Below are 19,773 nucleotides of genomic sequence, written 5' to 3' on the forward strand. Positions count from 1 at the left end.
ACCGTTTCCATTTCAATGTTCTCTCGGCCTTCGAGGGCAGGCCGAAAAACGGCCAAGAAATATTTCGCGCGGTTTAAATTCCGCCCACAATCTTCCTATATGGTGCAATATCGGGTGCTTCAAGGCGATTGCCAAGATTCCTTTTCAAATCAAGATTCAGGACTATGCATGGTTTCGGAAGGCGGAACGCTCTATTTCCAGTCGTTGATGCTGCTCGGCGGCGCGATCGTGGCTGCTCCGCTGTTCAAGCGATTCGGCCTCGGCACGGTGCTGGGGTACCTTGCGGCGGGCATCGTCATCGGACCGGTGGCAAGCCTCATCATCGATGGGGAAAACTTCCTGCATTTCTCGGAGCTGGGTGTCGTCTTCCTCTTGTTCATCATCGGGCTTGAGTTGAAGCCGTCGCGGCTCTGGTCGCTCCGGCATTCGATCTTCGGCCTCGGGCTCCTGCAGGTGCTGTGGTCCGGCACGGCGCTGACCTATCTTGCCTATTATCTGGCGAAGATACCGTTCAACGCCTCCGTCATCATCGGCTTCGGCCTTGCGCTGTCCTCCACCGCCTTTGCCATGCAGGTGCTGGAGGACCGCGCCGAGACCAACCGCAAGCACGGGCAGCGGGCCTTTTCCATCCTGCTTTTCCAGGATCTCGCCATCGTGCCGATCCTGGCGATGGTTCCGCTGCTCTCGCCGCAGGGAACGCCGCAGGGCGAAACAGGCTTCGAGTTCGCGGGCGCGCTCGTGGCCTTGGGCGCGCTGATCATTGCCGGACGCTATCTGCTGAACCCGATGTTCCGGATCATCGCCAATACGGGCGCGCGGGAGGTGATGATCGCCGCCGCGCTGTTCGTGGTGCTGGGCTCGGCCATGCTGATGCAGGCGGCGGGGCTCTCCATGGCGATGGGCGCATTCATCGCGGGCGTGCTTCTGGCCGAATCCTCCTACCGGCATGAGCTGGAGGCGGATATCGAGCCCTTCCGCGGGTTGCTGCTCGGCCTTTTCTTCGTCGCGGTCGGACTGTCGCTCAATCTCAAGGTCGTCGTCGAGAACTGGCTTGAGATTCTCCTCGCCGTCCCCGTCTTCATGGTGGTGAAGGCGGCGATCATCTATGTGCTGTGCCGGCTTTTCCGCTCCAGCCACAATGATTCGGTGCGCGTCGCGTTCCTCCTGCCGCAGGGTGGCGAATTCGCCTTCGTGCTGTTTACGGCGGCCTCCGCCTCGGCGATCATCTCCCAGTCGCTCGCTTCGCAGCTCGTCGCCGCGGTCACCATTTCCATGGCGCTGACGCCGCTTTTCGTGGCGCTCGGCAACAGGCTTCTTTCCAAGGACCGGGAGGAAGTGCTGGAGGAGGATTTCGACGGCGCGGGCGCGGATGTGCTTATCATCGGCTTCTCGCGCTATGGGCAGATCGCGGCGCAGATCCTGCTGGCGGGCGGCATCGACGTGACCGTCATCGACACCTCGGCCAACCGCATCCGCGCGGCGGGCAAGTTCGGCTTCCGCATCTATTTCGGTGACGGCACCCGCAAGGACGTGCTGGAGGCGGCAGGCATAAGGCGGGCGAAAATCGTCGCGGTGGCGACCCAGAAGAAGGAAGTGACCAACCGCATCGTCGATCTCATCCAGACGGATTTTCCCGATGTGAAGCTGTTCGTGCGCTCCTATGACCGCGAGCACACCTTGCAGCTTCGAGCGAAGGAAGTGGATTACGAACTGCGCGAGACGTTCGAATCGGGCCTTCTGTTCGGGCGCAAGATATTGGAACGGCTCGATATCAGCGAGGACCTCGCCGCCGAGATCACCGAGGACGTGCGCCGCCGCGACGAAGACCGGCTGCGGGTTCAGGCCACCGAAGGCATTCTCGCCGGGCGCCACCTGCTCTTCAACAAGCCGGTGACGCCGGAGCCGCTGACGAAGCCCGTCCGTGAAGCGAAGCCGCTCGACAAGGTGACTGAGGAAACACTCGCTCCCGCGCCGGACATGGAGACGGGAGTAGCGAAGGGCGAACTGGAGCCGGCGGAGTAGTTAGAGAGCGTCAGCCGGCTCATTCTTTTATCGTTGCAGCTACGTTACCGTAGAGGAATGGATCCCAGTGACAAGCACTGGGATGACGGATTGCTTTGCTGTTGGCAAGCCAAATCTCCAACCTCCCAGCTTGGCAGAAGCATGTCCGATAGTGGACGAAACATCTCCACCCCGTCATCCCAGTGCTTGTCACTGGGATCCATCCCTCTACCTCTCCACGACAGCAACGGTCCCGAAACGAAATTCAGGCGATTTCATCAAAACATGAACCACTCCAAGGGGATACGGAAGTCAGGAGTACGCTTCCCTATTCCCCTGCCGCGTTGAACGTCACCGCCGCGTCCATCGCCCGCTTCAGATCGTCCTTCACGCTTGCCGTCTCGGTCAATATCTGCTCGGCGCGCAGGAAGTCGAGGACGCCGTAATGAGACACCTCCGGGCGCAGGAGGATGACCGGGCGGACGGTCTTCAATTTCGTGGCGATGATGGACTGCATCATCAATTGCGTCGCGCCGAACATGGCGTCGATGGAGGATGGCATTTTGGACCCGTCGCCCACCGGGCCGCCCACCACGTCGACGGCGATGACGATGTCGGCCTTGTGCTCCAAAAGCTCGAACGGCACCGGATTGCAGATACCGCCGTCGATGAGGATGCGCCCGTCGCGCAGAACGGGACGGAAGAGCGCGGGGATGGCGGCGGAGGCGGCGAGCGCTGAAATCAGGTCACCGCTTTCGAGGATGGCGCATTGCTGGCCGTAGAAATCGGTGGCGGTGACGGCGAGCGGGATTTCCAGCTCCTCGAACGTCTCCGGCAGCAGCTCGGGGAGGAATGCGCGGAGGATCTTCTCGATGTTGAACTGGGCGACGCGGATGCCGCCCGAGAGGATTTCAGCGAAGCTCGCGGGCCGCGTCTTCCACATGCGCGCGGCGACCTCGGCGCGGTTGGCGAGCGTGGCGCTGCAATAATCCCGGATTTCCCGCCCCGTCATGCCGGCGGCCATGCCCGCCCCGACAATCGAGCCGATGGAGGAACCGGCAATCGCCACCGGGCGGATGCCCAATTCGTCCAGCGCCTCAATGACATTGACATGCGCCAGCCCACGCGCCCCGCCCCCGCCGAAGGCGATGGCGATGCGGGGGGTGGGCGAGGCGGATTTGATGTTCGAGAATGTCATTGTCACCTGTCATTCTCCCTAGCGTTGGCGCCCACAGACACCCCCCTCTGCCCTGCCGGGCATCTCCCCCCCAAGGGGGGGATCAGCTGTAACGTCCGCTTTCGCCAATCGTCAACGAAGGCAGATACAAGCGCCATCATCAATGAAGGCCAATCTCCCCCCTTGTGGGGGAGATGCCCGGCAGGGCAGAGGGGGGTTGAACATCAAGCATTTACATCCGGGTTTTACTTACGTCTGCGCCGGCCCCACCATCAGAATCGCCGGGTCCGCGCTAAGCAGCCGCTTCGCCACTGCTTTTACCTGATCCAGTGTGACAGAATTTATGAGCCCGTCGCGCTTGTCGAGATAATCGCGGCCAAGGCCCTCCTGCTGCAGCGCCACCAGCGTACGGGCGATGTTGCCTGAGCTATCGAGGTTGTTGATGGCGTAGGAGCCGACGACATAGCTCTTGGCGGCGGCGAGTTCCTCCGCCGTCGGGCCGTCGGTCGCCATCCGCTTCACCTGATCACGGATGATTTTGAGCGTTTCCTGCGCCTGGTCGGGGCGGGTCGCGGTGGAGATCATCAGGGCCTCGGCGTGGTCGCGGTTGACGAGCGAGGACGAGACCGAATAGGCAAGGCCGCGCTTCTCACGCACCTCGGTATAAAGGCGCGAGGTGAAGCCGCCGCCCAGAACCTGGTTCATGAGATGGGCGGCGAAGAAATCCGGGTCCTGCCGCGCGACGCCGGGATAGACCAGCGCCAGCGACGTCTGCGGCAGCGGATAGTTGATGCTGGTGGTGGCCCCCAGCGCCAGCTTTGCCTCCGGGACGGGCGTCAGGTCTGCCTTCTCCGGCAGGTTGCCGAACACTTTGTCGAGCAAGGGGCCGAGCTCTTCCGGCGTGATCGCGCCGACGACGCCGATGGTGAGGTTGTCGCGGGCGAAAACCTTCTTGTGGAAGGAGAGAAGATCGTCGCGCGTGACGCTCTGCAGCGTCTGCTCCGTCCCCTGCTCGCGGCGGGCATAGGGATGGTTGCCGTAGAGCGCCTCGGAGAATTTCTGCGCGGCGATGGTGCTGGGATCGCGCTCCGACGCCTTGATATTGGCGATGATCTGCTGGCGGATGCGGTCCACGGGCCCTTGATCGAAGCGAGGCTTGTTGATGGCGAGCGCCAGAAGATCGAAGGCGGCGTCGCGGTTGTCCGAGAGCATCCGCATGGAGCCGTTGATATCGTCCTGCGTCTCCGAGAAGCTCATTTCAGCGCCGATATTATCGAGCCGCTCCTGATAGGCGTCGGAGGGCAGATCGCCTGCACCTTCATCGAAGAGACCGGTCATCAGATTGGCGAGCCCTTCCTTGCCCGCCGGATCCTGCGTCGAGCCGCCCTTCCAGGAAAAGCGGATCGAGACGAGCGGCACGAAATCATCCTGCACCAGCCAGGCGCGCACGCCCTTGGGGCTTACGACCTCCTGAATGGTGACGGCTCCACCCGGCAGGGTGAAGAACAGGGTGAGGAACAGGGCGCCGAGAAAAGAGCCGGCGTGGCGGCGGAGCGAGGAAACCGTCATATTCACTTCTGAACTCCTTCAGGTCCTTTTTCCACCGCGGCAGGCTTGAGCGGCACGACTTTTCCGCTCGCGCCCTGCGACTGCGCGTTTTCGGGCTCGGCTGCAGGCGGCAGCAAATAGCTCGTCACCGAGCGGGCATTGACGAGATAGCGGGCGGCGACATCCTTGATCTGCTCTTTCGTCACCGCCTTGATACGATCAGGCCATTTCAGCACGTCGTCGACGGTGCCGCCGACGGCGAGCGTCGAGCCATAGATGCGGGCCATGCCCATCTGGCTGTCGCGCGAGAAGACGACGCTCTTCAGGAAGCGGTTGCGCGCCTGGGCGAGTTCGGTATCGGTGACGCCGTCCTTGACGATGCGGTCGATTTCGCCATCGACCGCCGCCTCGACCTGTTCCAGCGAGGCGCTGCCGCGCGGCGCGCCATAGACGGAGAAGATGCCGTCATCGAGCGCATCGCCCGAATAATCGGCCCCCGCGCTGGCAGCGATGCCCTGCTTGACCACCAGTTGCTGGTAAATCCGGCTGCGGATCGAGCCGCCAAGGATTTCGGAGAGGAGATCGAGCGCTTCGGCATCGCCGGGCTTGGCGTTTTCATAGGAGGGAACGACCCACATCTTGCGGAAGCTCGGCTGCGATACGCGCTCGTCATTGAGCGTGACGGTGCGGCGGGTGCGCTGCTCCGGCTCCTGCGGGCGGATGCGCGGCCCCGGATCGGCGCGGCGCGGCACCTTGCCATAGGTCTTCTCGGCAAGCGTGCGCACCGTGTCGGGATCGACATCGCCGGAGATGATGAGCGTCGCATTGTTCGGCGTATAGAAGCGCTGGTAGAAATCGAGCGCGTCCTTGAGATTGAGCTTCTCGATCTCCGGCTTCCAGCCGATGACGGGGATGCGATAGGGGCTGTTCTGGAAAAGCGTGGCCATCGCCTCTTCCGCCAGAATGCCGCCCGGGTCGCCATCGACGCGCATCCGGCGCTCTTCCAGCACCACGTCGCGCTCGGTGTTGACCACATCGTCGGTGAGAACCAGATTCTCCATCCGATCCGCCTCGTAGCCCATGATCATCTCCAGCGCGTCGGGCGCGACCTGCTGGTAATAGGCGGTGTAATCATAGGAAGTGAAGGCGTTTTCCTGGCCGCCGATCGCAGCGACCTTCTTGGTATACTCGCCTTCGGGATGGTTTTTGGTGCCCTTGAACATCAGATGCTCGAGGAAATGGGCAATGCCGGACTTGCCGGGCGGCTCATCGGCGGAGCCGACATGGTACCAGATCATCTGGGTGACGACGGGCGCGCGGTGGTCCGGAATGACGACCACCTCAAGCCCGTTGGCCAGCGTGAAATTGCTGACACCCTCAGCGGTGACGATCCCCGGCTGCTTGAGCGGCTGCTCCTGCGGCGCGCGGCCGGGCGCCTGGGTTTCGGAAGTGGCTCCAGGCGCGATGGTCTGGGCATCCGCGGGTGCTATCGGCTGAAAGCCCAGCGCAGCAACCGTCAGCGTGGAGAAGAAGAATTGTCGGATCGTAGAACCTGGCACAGAGAGCATCCTTCGAATGGGGCCGGCGTCAAGTCACAGCGAAATTACAGCGTCCCCGTTTCAAGAGGGTTTACGCAACGCAATCAGGCGGACAATAGTTCCGCCATAGGCTCGCTCATCCTCGATGACGAACCGATCATCCAGCGCGAGGACGGCATCCGCCTCCTCCTCAAGCACCAAAAGTGCGTCAGGATTAAGCCATCCGCCATGAAAAGCCGATAAAAAAGCCTTTTCTCCCAAACCTTTGCCATAGGGTGGGTCGGCGAAGACGAGATCGAAGGGCTCCATCGTGCCGATAGCACCGAGATTGCAGGCGTCGCGGCGGAAGATCTTGGTCTGGCCCTGAAGGCCGAAGGCCTCGATGTTCTGCCGCAGAAGGCCCCTCCCCTCCACCGATTCCTCGACGAAGAGACAGGCGCGGGCTCCCCGCGACATGGCCTCGATCCCCAGCGCGCCCGTTCCGGCGAAGAGGTCGAGCACGCGGCCGCCCTCCAGCTTTTCCGGATAATTATGCGCGAGAATATTGAACAGGCTCTCGCGGGTGCGGTCCGTGGTGGGGCGAATCGCCGATGACGACGGGGTGGCGAGCGGACGCCCGCGAAACTTACCGCCGACGATCCGCATTGCCGCCGCCCTTCGGTCCCCTCGGCTTGCCGGTACCGCCCGGTTTGCCGCCGGACGGACGATCCCCCGACGGACGCGGCGTGCGCGGCTTGCCGTCGAAGCTGCGCTTTTCGCCATCGCGCGGCGTGAAGGAGCGCTTGCCCTCACCGAAAGAACGCTCCTGTCCCTCACGGGCTTCGGCGCGCTCACGCTTGCCCGCGCGTTGCGGACGCTCGCCTTCGGGACGCTCGCGGCGGGGCGGTCTTCCCTCACCCTCCGGGCGTTCCCTACGGGGCGGTCGTGCCTCGCCATCCGGCTTGGACCAGCGCCCCTTCGCCTCTTGGGTATCGAAGGCTCCGCTTCGCCTTGTCTCGCTTCGTGCCTCACCATGAGGCGAAGAGGCACGGCGCGGCTTCTCGGTGGTTTCCTCGGCAGCGGATTTCTTGCCCTGCGGCCTGGCACCGGGGGCCATCCAGACATTGACGCCGCGTGCCTTGCGCTCCGGCATCTCCTTGCGGTCATCCCTCCCCTTTGCCGGACCGCGGCTACGGGGGGCGGGGCTGGTGCTCCAGCGCGAGAGCGTATCCTCTCGCCACTCATCCTTACTGCGCCGCGAGCCGCTGTCATCCTTGCCGCGGCGCGGGCCTTTCCCCTTGCCGGTATCGCCCGAGGCGGAAATCCATTCCGGGGAGCGGCGCGCCGGGCGCTCGCGCTCTACCGCAACGCGGGCGCCAGCCACCGGCGCGTTGGAAAACTCATTAATGATCGGCGCGTCGAAATCCGCGCCCGATTCCTCGATCAGCTTTTCGCCAAGCTGGTCGCGCAGCGTGCGCCCACGGATTTCGCGGACCGCGCCCTCTTCCAGATCTCCCAGCTGGAACGGGCCGAAGGAGACGCGGATCAGGCGGCCGACCGTCAAGCCGAGAGCGCCCATTATGTTCTTGACCTCGCGGTTCTTGCCTTCGCGCAGCCCGATATTGATCCAGACATTGGAGCCCTGCTCGCGCTCAAGCTGCGCCTCGATCGAGCCATAGAACACGCCGTCGACGGCGATGCCGTTCTTCAACTCGTCGAGCTGCGCCTGCGTGACCTTGCCGTGCGCGCGGACGCGATAGCGGCGCAGCCAGCCGGTGGAGGGCAGTTCCAGAATGCGCGCGAGCCCACCATCATTGGTCAGCAGCAGCAGGCCTTCGGTGTTGATGTCGAGACGGCCGACCGAAAGGACGCGGGGCAGGTCCTCGGGCAGCGACTCAAACACGGTTGGGCGGCCTTCCGGGTCGCGATTGGTGGTCACCAGGCCGGCGGGCTTGTGGTAAAGCCAGAGCCGTGTGCGCTCGATGGGTCGCAGCGGCTTTCCGTCAACCTCGATGCGGTCGGAGCGCAGCACGTTGACGGCGGGGCTTTCCAGCAGCTTGCCATTGACCGAAATGCGGCCTGCGGCGATCATCGTCTCGGCTTCGCGGCGCGAGGCAATACCGGCGCGCGCCAGCCGCTTGGCGATGCGCTCACCCTCTTCAGGCGCTTCCGCAGCCGTGCTTCTTCCGCGCGTCTCCGCCTTCTCCGGACGACGGTCGCCGGAAAAGGGCTTGCGCTTGTCGGAAAACGGCCTGTCGCCCGACCTTTTATCCTTGTCGAACGGACGCTTGGCAAAGGGGCGTTTCGGGCGTTCGCCCGCGTCATTGTCATTGGTCATCTGGTATTTGCCTTTCAGCGGCGGTAACTAACAAATCGTATAACTGCGCGCGAGTGAAATTTCCCCGAAAGTGAGCGCCCATGAGGAAAGCCGCGTCATCCCCGCCTATGGACATCGCCCTTGCCGAAGCCAGGGCAGCGGCGGCGCGCGGCGAGGTTCCCGTAGGCGCGGTTCTTATGCGCGACGGCGAAATCCTTAGCCAAGCCGGCAACCGGACGCGGGAACTGAATGACCCCACCGCCCATGCGGAGGTTCTCGTCATCCGCGAAGCATGCGCAAAGCTAGACGACGAGCGGCTTATCGGCTGCGATCTCTACGTGACGCTGGAGCCCTGCGCAATGTGCGCCGCCGCCATTTCCTTCGCCCGGATCAGGCGACTTTACTACGGCGCTTCCGACGAAAAAGGCGGTGGTGTCGAACACGGCGCCCGGTTTTACGCCCAGCCCACCTGCCATCATGCGCCGGAGGTCTATCCGGGATTCAGCGAGCGGGAAGCGAAGGCGCTGCTGAAGGATTTCTTCCAGGCGAAGCGGTAGAGATTATGCGGCTCCCTCCCCCTTGCGGGGAGGGTGGCCCGAAGGGTCGGGTGGGGGTGGTAAAGGCAGCGCGGTGTAATTGCCAGCAGTGCGCTGCCTTTACCACCCCCATCCGCCCGCTAACGCGGGGTTCGTCGCTGAAAAAGCCAAATCGTTGGCTTTTCCTCGGCCTTCGGCCGAACGCTCCTCAATCCCCGCAAGGGGGAAGGAGGGAGCCTCACTATTTTACCACGGAATATATTCGCGCCAGCTCTTCGACCCACTTGCCGCAGCCTTGCGGTCGCGTTCCTTCCGGACTTCGTCCTCGCCCAGATCGCCCGCGGGGGCGGAGGCGGCGGGCTGGCGGTAGTCGAGCGGCGGCTCGCTCAGATATTTTCTCGCCGTCGCCGAACCGGTCTTGGCCTGCTGGCGCTGCCTGAGGATTTCCTTAGACTGTTCGGCGCTCATCGTGGTCGCGCCGCGCGACGCGCGGTCGGCGGCGCGGCTATTGGGCGAGGCCAGATCCGTGCGCGCATAGGCGTCGGGAGCCGGACCGTCTCCAGCGATGGGCGAAACATAGTTCGGGTTGTCCTGGTTGGCCGTCGCCTCGTCGCGCAGGCGCTTGCGGCGCGCTTCAGGCGATTCCGGCCAGTTACCGCTGCCGGCCTGCGCCACGCTCTCCTGCGGCGGCGGCAGGGTGGCGGCACGTCCGGCGGGCTTCACCAGTTCGGGGCGCGGCTTATATTCGATCCGCTCCTTGTTGCGGGCGCCGAAGGACGCGATATTCGACATATCGTCGACCAGCTGCGCGCTGGCGGTCTTGTCCGTGCCATAGGTGGGAGAGGACACGCAGCCCGAAAGCGCGAAGCCCGCGACGATTGCTCCAAAAGCCAGAAACTGTCCCTTAGTCTTCATTATTCGCCACATCCCTCACTACCGGGCTCCCGCAGCCCTGCCGCACAATTCCGGCAACTCCAAGGCAAGCCCTTGTACATGAGTGTTAATAAGGCGGCAATCGGGGATATGTGGGTTATCCGCGATTGGTGTAATGATAAATCTCAGCGAGGCAGCAAGGCTCGCGCCCTCCTTCCCCCTTGCGGGGAAGGTGCCCGCGTTAGCGGGCGGATGGGGGTGGCGACGTTTGCGCTTGCTTCGAAAACCGTAGCGCAAACGTCGCCACCCCCACCCGACCCTTCGGGCCACCCTCCCCGCAAGGGGGAGGGAAGGTGCGAGCTTAAATCCGCCCCAGCGCCTTCAGCTCCCGCAGCGCCGCTGCATCGCGGGCCGAGACATCCGGAAATTCCGGGTCGCTGCCGACATCATGCGTGTAGCGCCAGGAGCGGGCGCATTTTTCGCCGGTCGCGCGGACCGGGACCACGGCGACGCCCTTGACTTCCGCGAGCGTGAAGGCGGCGGCGGGCGCGGTTTCGTCCGTCACCGCGATATCGCTGGTGATGCAGATTTCCGCAAAATCGAGCCCATCGACCGCCTCCTTCAGCACAGGATCGGTGATGTGGACAATTGGGGCCGCTTCCAGCGAGGAGCCGATGCGCTTGTCGGCGCGTTCGAGTTCCAGCGCGCCTGTCACGACGCGGCGGACATCGCGGACTTTGCGCCATTTTTCGGCCAGCGCCTCATTGCGCCATTCGGCCGGCACGTCGCGAAACTGCTCCAGATGCACCGACCCGGCCTGTGGATAGCGGTCCAGCCAGGCTTCCTCCATGGTAAAGGGCAGCATGGGCGCGAGCCAGGTCACCATGCGGTCGAATATCCGGCGCACGGTCTGCAGCGCGGCCTTGCGGCGGATGCTCGAGGGCGCATCGCAGTAGAGCGCATCCTTGCGGATATCGAAATAGAAGGCCGAAAGCTCGACATTCATGAAGTCGATAAGCGCGCGGGTGACGCGCTTGAAGTCGAAGGCGTCGTAGCCCGCGCGCACCATCTCATCAAGCTCGGACAGCCGGTGCAGCATCAGCTTTTCCAGCTCCGGCAGGTCGGCATAGGGGACTTCCTCGCCCTCGTCATGGGCGAGCGTGCCGAGCATCCAGCGGATGGTGTTACGCAGCTTGCGGTAGGCGTCGATATTGGTCTGCAGGATGCTCTTGCCGAGGCGCTGGTCTTCCCAATAGTCCGTCGTCATCACCCAGAGGCGGAGGATATCCGCGCCCGAATCCTTGATAACATCCTGCGGCGTCACCGTGTTGCCGAGCGATTTCGACATCTTCTTGCCGTTCTCGTCCATGGTGAAGCCATGGGTGATGACGGCGTCATAGGGCGCGCGGCCGCGCGTGCCGGCGCTTTCCAGAAGCGAGGAGTGGAACCAGCCGCGGTGCTGGTCCGAGCCTTCGAGATAGACATCCGCCGGCCATTTCATGTCCGGGCGGTCCTCCAGCGTGAAGGTGTGGGTGCTGCCCGAATCGAACCAGACGTCGAGGATGTCTTTCACCATGACCCACGGCTCGTTGGAGCGGGAGCCGAGGAAGCGCTCGCGCGCGCCTTCGGCGAACCATGCATCCGCGCCCTCAAGCTCGAAGGCGTCGAGGACGCGCTGGTTGACCGCCTCGTCCTTCAGCACATTTCCCTCTTCATCAACGAAAACCGTGATCGGCACGCCCCAGGCGCGCTGGCGCGAGAGCACCCAGTCCGGCCGGTCCTCGATCATGGCGCGAAGGCGCGTCTGGCCGGCGGCGGGGACGAAGCGGGTATCGTCAATAGCCTTCAGGGCGCGGGAACGCAGCGTGTCTTTTTTCTCGCTCACGGCAGTCCGCTGCGCGGACGCCTCCGCGGGGGCGGGCGAAAAGTCGCCCGGCGTCCGGTCGGACGCTCGGCCTTCCGTGGGAAGGCCGTAACCGCCGAGGTCCTTGTCCATATAGACGAACCATTGCGGCGTGTTGCGGAAGATGACCGGCTTCTTGGAACGCCAGGAATGCGGATAGGAGTGCTTCAGCCGTCCGCGCGCGAAGAGCATGTCCTTGGCGATCAGCGCGTCGATGACCGCCTTGTTGGCATCGCCCTTCTTGCCATTGTCATCCATGACGCGCGCGGGGCCGCCCTCGCGGTCCGGCCCGAAGCCCGGCGCGTCCTTGGTGTAGAAGCCCGCATCGTCCACCGGGAACGGAATGGCCGTATCGATGCCGCGCGCCTCGAGCTCGCGGGCATGACCCGTCCAGACGTCAAAGTCCTCGCGGCCATGGCTGGGCGCGGTGTGAACGAAGCCTGTGCCGGCATCGTCGGTGACGTGATCGCCGGGGATGAGCGGCACCGGGAAATCATAACCGCCGCCGAGGCCCTCAAGCGGATGCGCGCAGACGAGCGCCGCCATCTCTTCGGAAGAAAGATCGCGCAGCCGCTTATATTCAAGCTTCGCCTTGGCAAAGGACTGTTCCGCTAGCGCGTCGGCGAAGATGAGCTTCTCGCCCGGTTGTGGCCCGAAATCGTTTTCTGCCGCAGTAACCTCGTAAAGGCCGTAGGCGACGCGGGGCGAATAGGCGATGGCGCGGTTGCCGGGGATGGTCCAGGGCGTGGTCGTCCAGATGACGACGAAAGCGCCATTCAAGCCATCCGGGCCTTGAGTCACAGGAAACTTTACCCAGATCATGTCGCTTTCGACATCCTGGTATTCGACTTCCGCCTCCGCCAGCGCGGTGCGCTCCACGACGGACCACATCACCGGCTTCGAGCCGCGATAAAGCTGGCCGGACATGGCGAATTTCAGCAGTTCGCCCGCGATGCGGCTTTCCGCGTGGAAATCCATGGTGAGGTAGGGATTGTCGAAATCGCCTGTCACGCCGAGGCGCTTGAACTCCGCGGCCTGCACCTTGATCCAGCCGGCGGCGAACTCCCGGCACTCCCTACGGAATTCATTGATCGGCACCTCGTTCTTGTCGAGGCCCTTGGCGCGGTACTGCTCCTCGATCTTCCACTCGATCGGCAGGCCGTGGCAGTCCCAGCCCGGAACATAGTTCGAGTTAAATCCGCGCATCTGGAACGAGCGCGTGATGACGTCCTTCAGGATCTTGTTGAGCGCATGGCCGATATGGATGTTGCCATTGGCATAGGGCGGGCCATCATGCAGCACATAGAGCGGACGGTCCTTCGCGTCCTCGCGCAGCTTCTTATAGAGGTTCATCTCCTCCCAGCGGGCGACGATCTGCGGCTCGCGCTCCGGCAGCCCCGCGCGCATCGGAAACTTCGTCTCGGGCAGGTAAAGGGTCTTCGAGTAATCGAGCTTTTCGGTCGTATCGGTCATGATTCTGGCTTATCTGCAAAGCCCCGCGCGAAAGTGCAGCCGGGCATGTTCGAATATAGGGTGAATTGCCGTGGGCAAAAGCCTGATACCCCCGGACCTTCCCGCTTAACGCTGCTGCCTCAGACAGCCGGGAAGGCCGGGCCACTAATTCGTATTATGAAAAGCCGCGTCATCATGCCCATGCTTTTAGCAATGACAGGCGGAGGAATAAAGGGGCAGACCGCAGAAACTTTATTGACTCTATGCGTAATTTACGCACATATAAGCCATGCAAACCGTGGCGGAATTGAACATATTCCGAAAACATGCCGAAATCGCCGAGATGTCCGACGAGGACATTGATGCACTTGTCGCCTATCTCGCGGAAAATCCAATGGCCGGCGAGGAAATACAGGGCACTGGCGGCTGCCGGAAAGTTCGGTTTGCGATCAGCGGGAACAATAAGGGCAAAAGCGGCGGCGTCCGCACAATTACCTTTTATTCTGGACAAGCAATGCCGGTTTTCCTGATTACGGTTTTCGGAAAGAGCCAGAAAGTCAACTTGACCAAGGCAGAGCGTAATTCGCTCAAAAAGCTCGCCGATGCCATCGTTCACGAATATGCGGCGCGGATTCGTCCGTTCACAACTGGAGAAAGCGCATGAGCAAGCACGTTTTCGATCAAATCGCCGAAGGTTTGAATGAGGCATTGGCCGTCGCGCGTGGCGGCAAGCCCTTCAGGCTGCATATCCCGGCGGAAATCGATGTAAAATCCATTCGCGCCAAAACCGGCCTCAGCCAGCGCGATTTCGCATCGACCTTCGGCTTCGGACTCGATCAACTGAAGCAGTGGGAACAGGGCAGATCCCGCCCTGTCCAGGCGCATAGAGCCTATCTTCTGTTGATCAACGCACGCCCCCTTGAAATGCTGGAGGCGCTGCAGGAAATCAACCAGGAAAGCCCTAATCCAGCGAGAAGTCGAAGCGGTAAGTCGCCGACATGCCCACGGTGAACTGGTCGCGCTTGCCGCGTTCCTTGACGAGGCTGGAATCCGCCGCCGGGCCTTGCAGGCGGGCATATTCGGCGAAGAGGCTGGTGGTGACCTTCTCGGTCGTCTTCCAGGTGATCGCACCGCCGACGCCCGCGGACTTGAAGCCGCCGCCGGGGCTGTACTGGCTGAGGCCCGAGGCGGCAGACGCATCGGCATCGACGCCATAATAGGCATCGAAATATTCCTTGGTGGCGAAGGAGGCGCGCGGGCCGCCGGAGACGCGGATGGTCGGCGTCACGTCCACGAACGCATCGGCGGCAATATCGCCGACAACGCCCTTATGCGCACGGATGCCCTGACGCACTTCGGCGCGCAGGCGCAGCCAGTCGGTCGGGTAGACTTCGGCGAAGCCGCCGATTTCGCCGCCGAACCGCACGGGGTCGAGCCCCTTCAGTTCGTCCGCCGTGTCGCCGTCGCGCTCGAAGAGGAGCTTGCCGTTGAGGCCCGCCCGGAAACGGTCGGTATCGATGAAGGCCAGGGACGGATTGTCGTTGCGCGAGGAAAAGCGCGTTTCCTTGCCGGCGCGGCCGAGCGAGATCATCGGCGTGCCGCTGAAGATCATGCTCGATGAGCCCTCGAAGCGCGGGGCGGCAAAGCCGGCGGCGCCGATGGTCAGATACCAGTCGCCCGACCAGAAATGCTTCCGGGTCTTCTGGACCTCCATATCGGAGGCTGGGGCGGGGTCATAAGCTGTGGAAAGATCCGCAGCGGAGGCGAGATTAGCGAAGAGAACCGCGCCCGAAAGGACGCCCAAGGAATGAATACGCACAATAGAACTCCGGAACGCTGGCCAAGATGCTGGCATGGTTAAAATCCTTGCGGCGGAATCGGTAAAAAATGCTTAAATTCGAAAAGGAAAATAATCAAATAGACTTTTCTTTCGCGAAGTTAAGAAGCCGATCCAGCGGCGAGAGCGGCTTTACCCCTGCCAGCACCGCGCGAGCTTCCTCCTCGTCGCGGCGAATCTGCGTGATGAGCGCGTCGAGGCCGTCGAATTTCTCCTCGTCGCGCAAGTAAGCAAAGAAGGAAACGGCGGAGATTTCGCCATAGAGATCGCCGGAGAAATCGAAGAGGAAGGTTTCGAGCAGCGGCGCGCCGTCCGTATCGACGGTGGGTCGGCGGCCGAAGCTGGCGACGCCGTCATGGAGCGAGCCATCGGCGCGGCGAAAGCGCACGGCATAGATGCCATGCTTGAGATTGGTTTGCGGCGGCAGCACCATATTGGCGGTGGGGAAACCGAGCGTGCGGCCAAGCTGCTTGCCGCGGACGACCTCGCTTTCCACGATGTAGCGATAGCCGAGGAGCGCGGCGGCCTCGGCCACTTCCCCCTCCCCCAGAGCCAAGCGGATGCGGCTTGAGGAGACGATTTCGCCGCCTTCGTCGCGGAAGGCATCGACCAGCGTCACGTGGAAGCCCAGGCGCTCGCCCGCCTCCATGAGGAAGGCCGGGCCGCCTCGCCTGCCCTTGCCGAAATGGAAATCGAAGCCGGTGACGACGCGGCTTGCCGCGAGCTTGCCGGCGATGATGTTTTCCACGAAGGCTTCCGCGGAATGCTCGGAGAATTCTTGGGTGAAAGCCAGTTCCACCACGGCATCGAAGCCAAGCGCCTCCAGCAGCTCGGCCTTCTCCGCCGCCGGAGTCAAGCGATCGACCGGCTGGTCGGGCCGGAAGACGCTGCGCGGATGCGGCTCGAAGGTCAGCACCAAAGCGGGCCTACCCTCCCCTTTCGCCGATTCCAGCGCACGCTCCAGCACAGCCTGATGGCCGCGATGCACGCCATCGAAATTACCAATGGCGACGACAGCGCCCTTCAGGCGCGCGGGCAAGTCGGCGGGGTCCACGAGGCGAAGGAAGGCGTGTTCAGCCATGGCGCGGCGCTCAGGCAAGGTGATGCATGGTGGCGACGGGGTTGCTGCCGTGCTTTTCCAGAAAAGCCAGCAGTTTTTGCAGGTCCACGATTCCCGCATCGGCATAATCGCCGGCATGGATGCCGCCCGAGATATAAAGCACGTCGATGCCGAACTGCTCCGCGCCCTTCACATCGGTCAGCATGCCGTCGCCGATGGCGAGCACGCGGCTTTTGTCCACCGCGTTTCCGCGCACTTCGCCAGCCGCCGCCAGCGCCGCCTCGTAGATTGGGCGGTACGGCTTGCCGGCGATGAGCGTGCGCCCGCCCAGCTGGCCGTAGTCGCGCGCCAATGCGCCGGCACACCAGATCAGGCGGTTGCCCCGCTCCACGACGATATCGGGATTGGCGCAGATGAAGGGCAGATCGCGCGAGCGGAAGCGCTCGAGCATGTCGCGGTAATCTTCAGGCGTTTCCGTCTCGTCATCGACAAGGCCGGTGCAACAGACGCCATCGGCCTCGAACTCCTCGACCAGTTCCACATCGAGCCCGTCGTAAAGGGTGAAATCCCGGTCGGGCCCGAGATGGAACAGGCGGCGCGGGCCGTTGGCGATCAACTCACGCGTCACATCGCCCGAGGTGACGATACGGTCATAGGCATCGTCGGGCACGCCAAGCCTCTGCAACTGCTCGACCACCAGCGGCGCAGGGCGCGGGGCATTGGTGACGAGCACGACCGTCAGCCCCGCCGCGCGCGCTCGTTTCAGCGCAGCGCTCGCCGGCGCGAAGGCTTCGACGCCATTATGCACGACGCCCCAGACATCGCTGAGCAGGACATCGTAGCGCGGCAGCAATTCATCGAGGCGTTCGATCTTGGGCGGGTTCAGCATGCGTGGTCCTCAATTCATCCGGCGCGACCGGATTAGCTCAAGCCGTCCGGCCTGTCATCAGCTTTCGGCTTCGTTCAAATTTTAGCGGCCTTCGTGACCAAGAATTAGAAGCCCGCCTGCTATAGCCAAGGGGCATTCTTCCTTTTTCGAGGCATGATCTTATCCGGAAAGTCTGCAACTTTGCGGGATCATGCCTAGGCGGGTATTTGGAAGACGGCAGGGGGAGCCAATGCAAGCGGGACACAGGCAGATTTCATCCATCCTATCCAATTTCCGGCGCGACGAAGGCGGCAATTTCGCGATCATGGCGGCCATCGTCGTGGCGCCGCTGCTGCTCTTCGGCATGGCGGCGATCGACACTTCCAACCTGATGCGGACGCGCACCAATGTGCAGAACGCACTCGACGCCGCGGCGCTTGCCGTGGGCCGTCGATTCGGCGGAGGCGCGCCGGAAGAGGAGATGCGGCAATACGGCCAGAAATATTTCTCGGCCAATCTGCGGGCGATCGACCCGGCCAAGGTTGAGTTCAAGATCGTTCCGCCGGGCGAAACGCGCGGGGGACGGCAGCTTTCGGCTACGGCGGATTTCCCCTATGAATCGCTTTTCGGCACGCTCGCCCGCTCACTCACCGGCGATGACTGGACGTTCCAAAACCACATGGTTTCCGATGTGCGCGTGAGGAACACGGTCGAGGTGGCCCTCGTCCTCGACAATTCCGGCTCGATGGACGAGAGGGGAACCGGCTCGAACAAGAAACGCATGGAACTTCTGAAAACAGCGGCAACGCAGCTCGTCGAAAACATGGCCGGACAGGCCGCGGCGATGATCCGCATCGAAAAGGCCGTGCAGTTTTCGGTGGTTCCCTTTGCCGGATCGGTCAATGTCGGACCGGCCTATCGGAACGCGGCGTGGATGGATAGCAAAGGGCTTTCGTCCGTCCATTTCGAAAATTTCGATATCAGCAAGACGATCAATGTGGGGGCGAACAAGGATCTCGTCCCCCGGGACACCCAGCTTTTCATGGAGGGAAAGAGATGGCCAGCGGCCAAGCAGGGCCAGCCCTTCAGCCGGTTCGATCTGTTCGACCAGGTGGGAGAAGCCTGGGGCGGCTGCGTCGAGGCGCGGCCCGGAGACCTCAATCTCAACGATACGAAACCCGACGCCGCGAATCCCGACACGCTTTTCGTGCCGATGTTCGCGCCGGATGAATATGATCGAGGAAACGCGCGCAACAATTGGTGGCCCGACGAACAGGTGAACCGGGGGGAGGACGATCCCGGCCCCGTCGTCAGGCAGCGAAGCCTCAAGAAATATTTCACGGCAGCGACTGTTCGGGGAGAAGGACCCAATTACAGCTGCACCACCAGTCCCATCACGCCCTTGACGGACGTCTCGACGGTCGCGGGACTGAAAACCATCAAGGATGCCATCATCGGCATGGTGCCCAGCGGCGCGACGAACGTGCCCGAGGGTATGGCGTGGGGGTGGCGGACGATCTCGCATGGCGAGCCTTTCACCCAGGGACGCCCGGAGACCCAAGAAGACAACGACAAAGTGGTCATCGTGCTGACCGATGGCGCCAACACCTATTATACCCGGTCCTATTTCCGCGCTGACGACCAGGCGGGCAGCATCTCCGACTATTCGGCCTTCGGCTATACGGGGCAAAGGGCCCGCGGCCACGACCGAACCCGCATTTTCGAGAACACGAGCATAGTCGATACCGGCGTTCATACACTCGACAATTATACGGCGGCCATGAACGAACAGTTCGCAAGGCTATGCGACAATGTGCGGAAAGCCAACATCATCGTCATGACCGTGGCGCTCGATCTGGACGCCTCGAAGGGCAGCGCGGAAGACAGGCTGAAGGTACAGGCGCAAATCGACGCACTGACCGACTGCGCCTCGGAATCGCGCAGCCGCCGCGATCCTGACGACCCCGGCAAGCCGGCAAGGCTTTTCTGGAACACCACAGGCGGGGACCTGGCAGAAACCTTCCGCCAGATCGGCGACGAGCTTTCGAACCTGCGGATCGTGAAGTAACCTCCCCTCAACCCTCCGTTAACTCCACCGCCAAAAACAATTCGCCTGATGGTCCAGCGTCCGCCTTGTTTAGCCCTGAAAAGCGTCCATATTGGCCGCTACCTCCGCGGGCGAAAAAGGGGCTCAGCCTCAAAATTTTCGCTTCGCTCTTCCCTTGACAAGCCGCTGCCGGATTTCTATCTCCAAGGCGCTGTTAGCACTCTCGCCAAGAGAGTGCTAACAAGGCTCAAAAACCACTCATTCATTTTCAACTATCCAAGGGTTCAAACCATGGCCAACACCAAGTTCCGCCCGCTTCACGACCGCGTCGTCGTCCGCCGGGTCGAATCCGAAGAGAAGACCGCTGGCGGCATCATCATTCCCGATACCGCCAAGGAGAAGCCGCAGGAAGGCGAGATCGTCGCAGTGGGCGCCGGCGCCCGTGACGAATCCGGCAAGCTCATCCCGCTCGACGTCAAGGAAGGCGACCGCGTTCTCTTCGGCAAGTGGTCGGGCACCGAAGTCAAGGTCGGCGGCGAAGACCTGCTGATCATGAAGGAATCCGACATTCTCGGCATCATCGGCTAATCGCCGGTTTTCCAAAATTAATACTCACCATCGATCAAACCGGGTTTAA

The 19,773-nt window shown here is 62.7% G+C and carries 16 protein-coding genes; 6 read left to right on the forward strand and 10 right to left on the reverse strand.

Features of this window, described 5'->3' with window-relative positions:
* The first annotated feature begins 168 nt into the window (after positions 1-168).
* A complete protein-coding gene (locus tag IEX53_RS00895) occupies positions 169-2,022 on the forward strand; it encodes a monovalent cation:proton antiporter-2 (CPA2) family protein (protein ID WP_188820527.1) in 1,854 nt (617 codons plus the stop codon).
* A 307-nt stretch (positions 2,023-2,329) separates the two neighbouring features.
* Here IEX53_RS00895 and IEX53_RS00900 read toward each other — a convergent pair whose 3' ends face one another.
* From IEX53_RS00900 to IEX53_RS00920, 5 genes are all read right to left on the reverse strand, one after another.
* Entirely contained in the window at positions 2,330-3,199 is an 870-nt protein-coding gene (locus IEX53_RS00900; RefSeq protein ID WP_188821070.1) for a patatin-like phospholipase family protein, read from the reverse strand.
* 228 nt (positions 3,200-3,427) lie between these two features.
* A complete protein-coding gene (locus IEX53_RS00905; protein ID WP_188821073.1) occupies positions 3,428-4,747 on the reverse strand; it encodes a M16 family metallopeptidase in 1,320 nt (439 codons plus the stop codon).
* Positions 4,748-4,749: 2 nt separating this feature from the next.
* Complete coding sequence (locus IEX53_RS00910) at positions 4,750-6,294, reverse strand: M16 family metallopeptidase (RefSeq protein ID WP_188820529.1); 1,545 nt, start codon at positions 6,292-6,294, stop codon at positions 4,750-4,752.
* 51 nt (positions 6,295-6,345) lie between these two features.
* A complete protein-coding gene (rsmD, locus tag IEX53_RS00915) occupies positions 6,346-6,909 on the reverse strand; it encodes a 16S rRNA (guanine(966)-N(2))-methyltransferase RsmD (RefSeq protein WP_188820531.1) in 564 nt (187 codons plus the stop codon).
* Positions 6,890-8,581 (reverse strand): pseudouridine synthase, encoded by a 1,692-nt coding sequence (locus tag IEX53_RS00920; protein WP_188820533.1) that lies wholly within the window; start codon positions 8,579-8,581, stop codon positions 6,890-6,892. Before IEX53_RS00920 ends, rsmD begins: the two co-directional genes overlap by 20 nt.
* A gap of 80 nt (positions 8,582-8,661) precedes the next feature.
* On the opposite strand from IEX53_RS00920, the gene IEX53_RS00925 reads away from it, so the two are divergent.
* Positions 8,662-9,117 carry a nucleoside deaminase gene (locus IEX53_RS00925; protein ID WP_236015979.1) on the forward strand — a complete coding sequence of 152 codons (456 nt, stop codon included), beginning with the start codon at positions 8,662-8,664 and terminating at the stop codon, positions 9,115-9,117.
* A gap of 225 nt (positions 9,118-9,342) precedes the next feature.
* Here IEX53_RS00925 and IEX53_RS00930 read toward each other — a convergent pair whose 3' ends face one another.
* Positions 9,343-10,011 carry a hypothetical protein gene (locus IEX53_RS00930; protein WP_188820535.1) on the reverse strand — a complete coding sequence of 223 codons (669 nt, stop codon included), beginning with the start codon at positions 10,009-10,011 and terminating at the stop codon, positions 9,343-9,345.
* A 319-nt stretch (positions 10,012-10,330) separates the two neighbouring features.
* Positions 10,331-13,345: an isoleucine--tRNA ligase gene (ileS, locus tag IEX53_RS00935; RefSeq protein WP_188820537.1), complete on the reverse strand. Its 3,015-nt coding sequence runs from the start codon at positions 13,343-13,345 to the stop codon at positions 10,331-10,333.
* A gap of 268 nt (positions 13,346-13,613) precedes the next feature.
* On the opposite strand from ileS, the gene IEX53_RS00940 reads away from it, so the two are divergent.
* Together IEX53_RS00940 and IEX53_RS00945 are read left to right on the forward strand one after the other, a co-directional pair.
* Complete coding sequence (locus IEX53_RS00940) at positions 13,614-13,988, forward strand: type II toxin-antitoxin system RelE/ParE family toxin (protein WP_188820539.1); 375 nt, start codon at positions 13,614-13,616, stop codon at positions 13,986-13,988.
* Positions 13,985-14,335 (forward strand): helix-turn-helix domain-containing protein, encoded by a 351-nt coding sequence (locus IEX53_RS00945; protein WP_188820541.1) that lies wholly within the window; start codon positions 13,985-13,987, stop codon positions 14,333-14,335. The genes IEX53_RS00940 and IEX53_RS00945 overlap by 4 nt, the downstream gene beginning before the upstream one ends.
* Here the strand turns inward: IEX53_RS00945 and IEX53_RS00950 are convergent.
* From IEX53_RS00950 to IEX53_RS00960, 3 genes are all read right to left on the reverse strand, one after another.
* Positions 14,286-15,143 (reverse strand): MipA/OmpV family protein, encoded by an 858-nt coding sequence (locus IEX53_RS00950; RefSeq protein WP_373288508.1) that lies wholly within the window; start codon positions 15,141-15,143, stop codon positions 14,286-14,288. The two genes, IEX53_RS00945 and IEX53_RS00950, sit on opposite strands and share 50 nt — an antisense overlap.
* A 94-nt stretch (positions 15,144-15,237) precedes the next feature.
* Complete coding sequence (locus tag IEX53_RS00955) at positions 15,238-16,242, reverse strand: bifunctional riboflavin kinase/FAD synthetase (protein WP_188820545.1); 1,005 nt, start codon at positions 16,240-16,242, stop codon at positions 15,238-15,240.
* A 10-nt stretch (positions 16,243-16,252) separates the two neighbouring features.
* Positions 16,253-17,110 carry a TIGR01459 family HAD-type hydrolase gene (locus IEX53_RS00960; RefSeq protein WP_188820547.1) on the reverse strand — a complete coding sequence of 286 codons (858 nt, stop codon included), beginning with the start codon at positions 17,108-17,110 and terminating at the stop codon, positions 16,253-16,255.
* A gap of 229 nt (positions 17,111-17,339) precedes the next feature.
* Here IEX53_RS00960 and IEX53_RS00965 point away from each other — a divergent pair, with 229 nt between their 5' ends.
* The gene (locus IEX53_RS00965) at positions 17,340-19,157 is read left to right on the forward strand and encodes a TadE/TadG family type IV pilus assembly protein (RefSeq protein WP_236015980.1); all 1,818 of its coding nucleotides are present in this window, start codon (positions 17,340-17,342) and stop codon (positions 19,155-19,157) included.
* A 270-nt stretch (positions 19,158-19,427) separates the two neighbouring features.
* On the forward strand, positions 19,428-19,724 hold the full coding sequence (gene groES / locus IEX53_RS00970) for a co-chaperone GroES (protein ID WP_188820549.1): 297 nt from the start codon (positions 19,428-19,430) through the stop codon (positions 19,722-19,724).
* Positions 19,725-19,773 lie beyond the last annotated feature (49 nt).

The sequence above is a fragment of the Paramesorhizobium endophyticum genome (assembly GCF_014640615.1).
Classification (GTDB): Bacteria; Pseudomonadota; Alphaproteobacteria; order Rhizobiales; family Rhizobiaceae; genus Paramesorhizobium; species Paramesorhizobium endophyticum.

Bases quoted from the DNA above. Each gene is read 5' to 3' on its own strand.
- IEX53_RS00895 (WP_188820527.1), top strand. From the start codon at position 169: ATGGTTTCGGAAGGCGGAACGCTCTATTTCCAGTCGTTGATGCTGCTC.
- IEX53_RS00900 (WP_188821070.1), bottom strand. From the start codon at position 3,199: ATGACATTCTCGAACATCAAATCCGCCTCGCCCACCCCCCGCATCGCC.
- IEX53_RS00905 (WP_188821073.1), bottom strand. From the start codon at position 4,747: ATGACGGTTTCCTCGCTCCGCCGCCACGCCGGCTCTTTTCTCGGCGCC.
- IEX53_RS00910 (WP_188820529.1), bottom strand. From the start codon at position 6,294: ATGCTCTCTGTGCCAGGTTCTACGATCCGACAATTCTTCTTCTCCACG.
- rsmD (WP_188820531.1), bottom strand. From the start codon at position 6,909: ATGCGGATCGTCGGCGGTAAGTTTCGCGGGCGTCCGCTCGCCACCCCG.
- IEX53_RS00920 (WP_188820533.1), bottom strand. From the start codon at position 8,581: ATGACCAATGACAATGACGCGGGCGAACGCCCGAAACGCCCCTTTGCC.
- IEX53_RS00925 (WP_236015979.1), top strand. From the start codon at position 8,662: ATGAGGAAAGCCGCGTCATCCCCGCCTATGGACATCGCCCTTGCCGAA.
- IEX53_RS00930 (WP_188820535.1), bottom strand. From the start codon at position 10,011: ATGAAGACTAAGGGACAGTTTCTGGCTTTTGGAGCAATCGTCGCGGGC.
- ileS (WP_188820537.1), bottom strand. From the start codon at position 13,345: ATGACCGATACGACCGAAAAGCTCGATTACTCGAAGACCCTTTACCTG.
- IEX53_RS00940 (WP_188820539.1), top strand. From the start codon at position 13,614: ATGCAAACCGTGGCGGAATTGAACATATTCCGAAAACATGCCGAAATC.
- IEX53_RS00945 (WP_188820541.1), top strand. From the start codon at position 13,985: ATGAGCAAGCACGTTTTCGATCAAATCGCCGAAGGTTTGAATGAGGCA.
- IEX53_RS00955 (WP_188820545.1), bottom strand. From the start codon at position 16,242: ATGGCTGAACACGCCTTCCTTCGCCTCGTGGACCCCGCCGACTTGCCC.
- IEX53_RS00960 (WP_188820547.1), bottom strand. From the start codon at position 17,110: ATGCTGAACCCGCCCAAGATCGAACGCCTCGATGAATTGCTGCCGCGC.
- IEX53_RS00965 (WP_236015980.1), top strand. From the start codon at position 17,340: ATGCAAGCGGGACACAGGCAGATTTCATCCATCCTATCCAATTTCCGG.
- groES (WP_188820549.1), top strand. From the start codon at position 19,428: ATGGCCAACACCAAGTTCCGCCCGCTTCACGACCGCGTCGTCGTCCGC.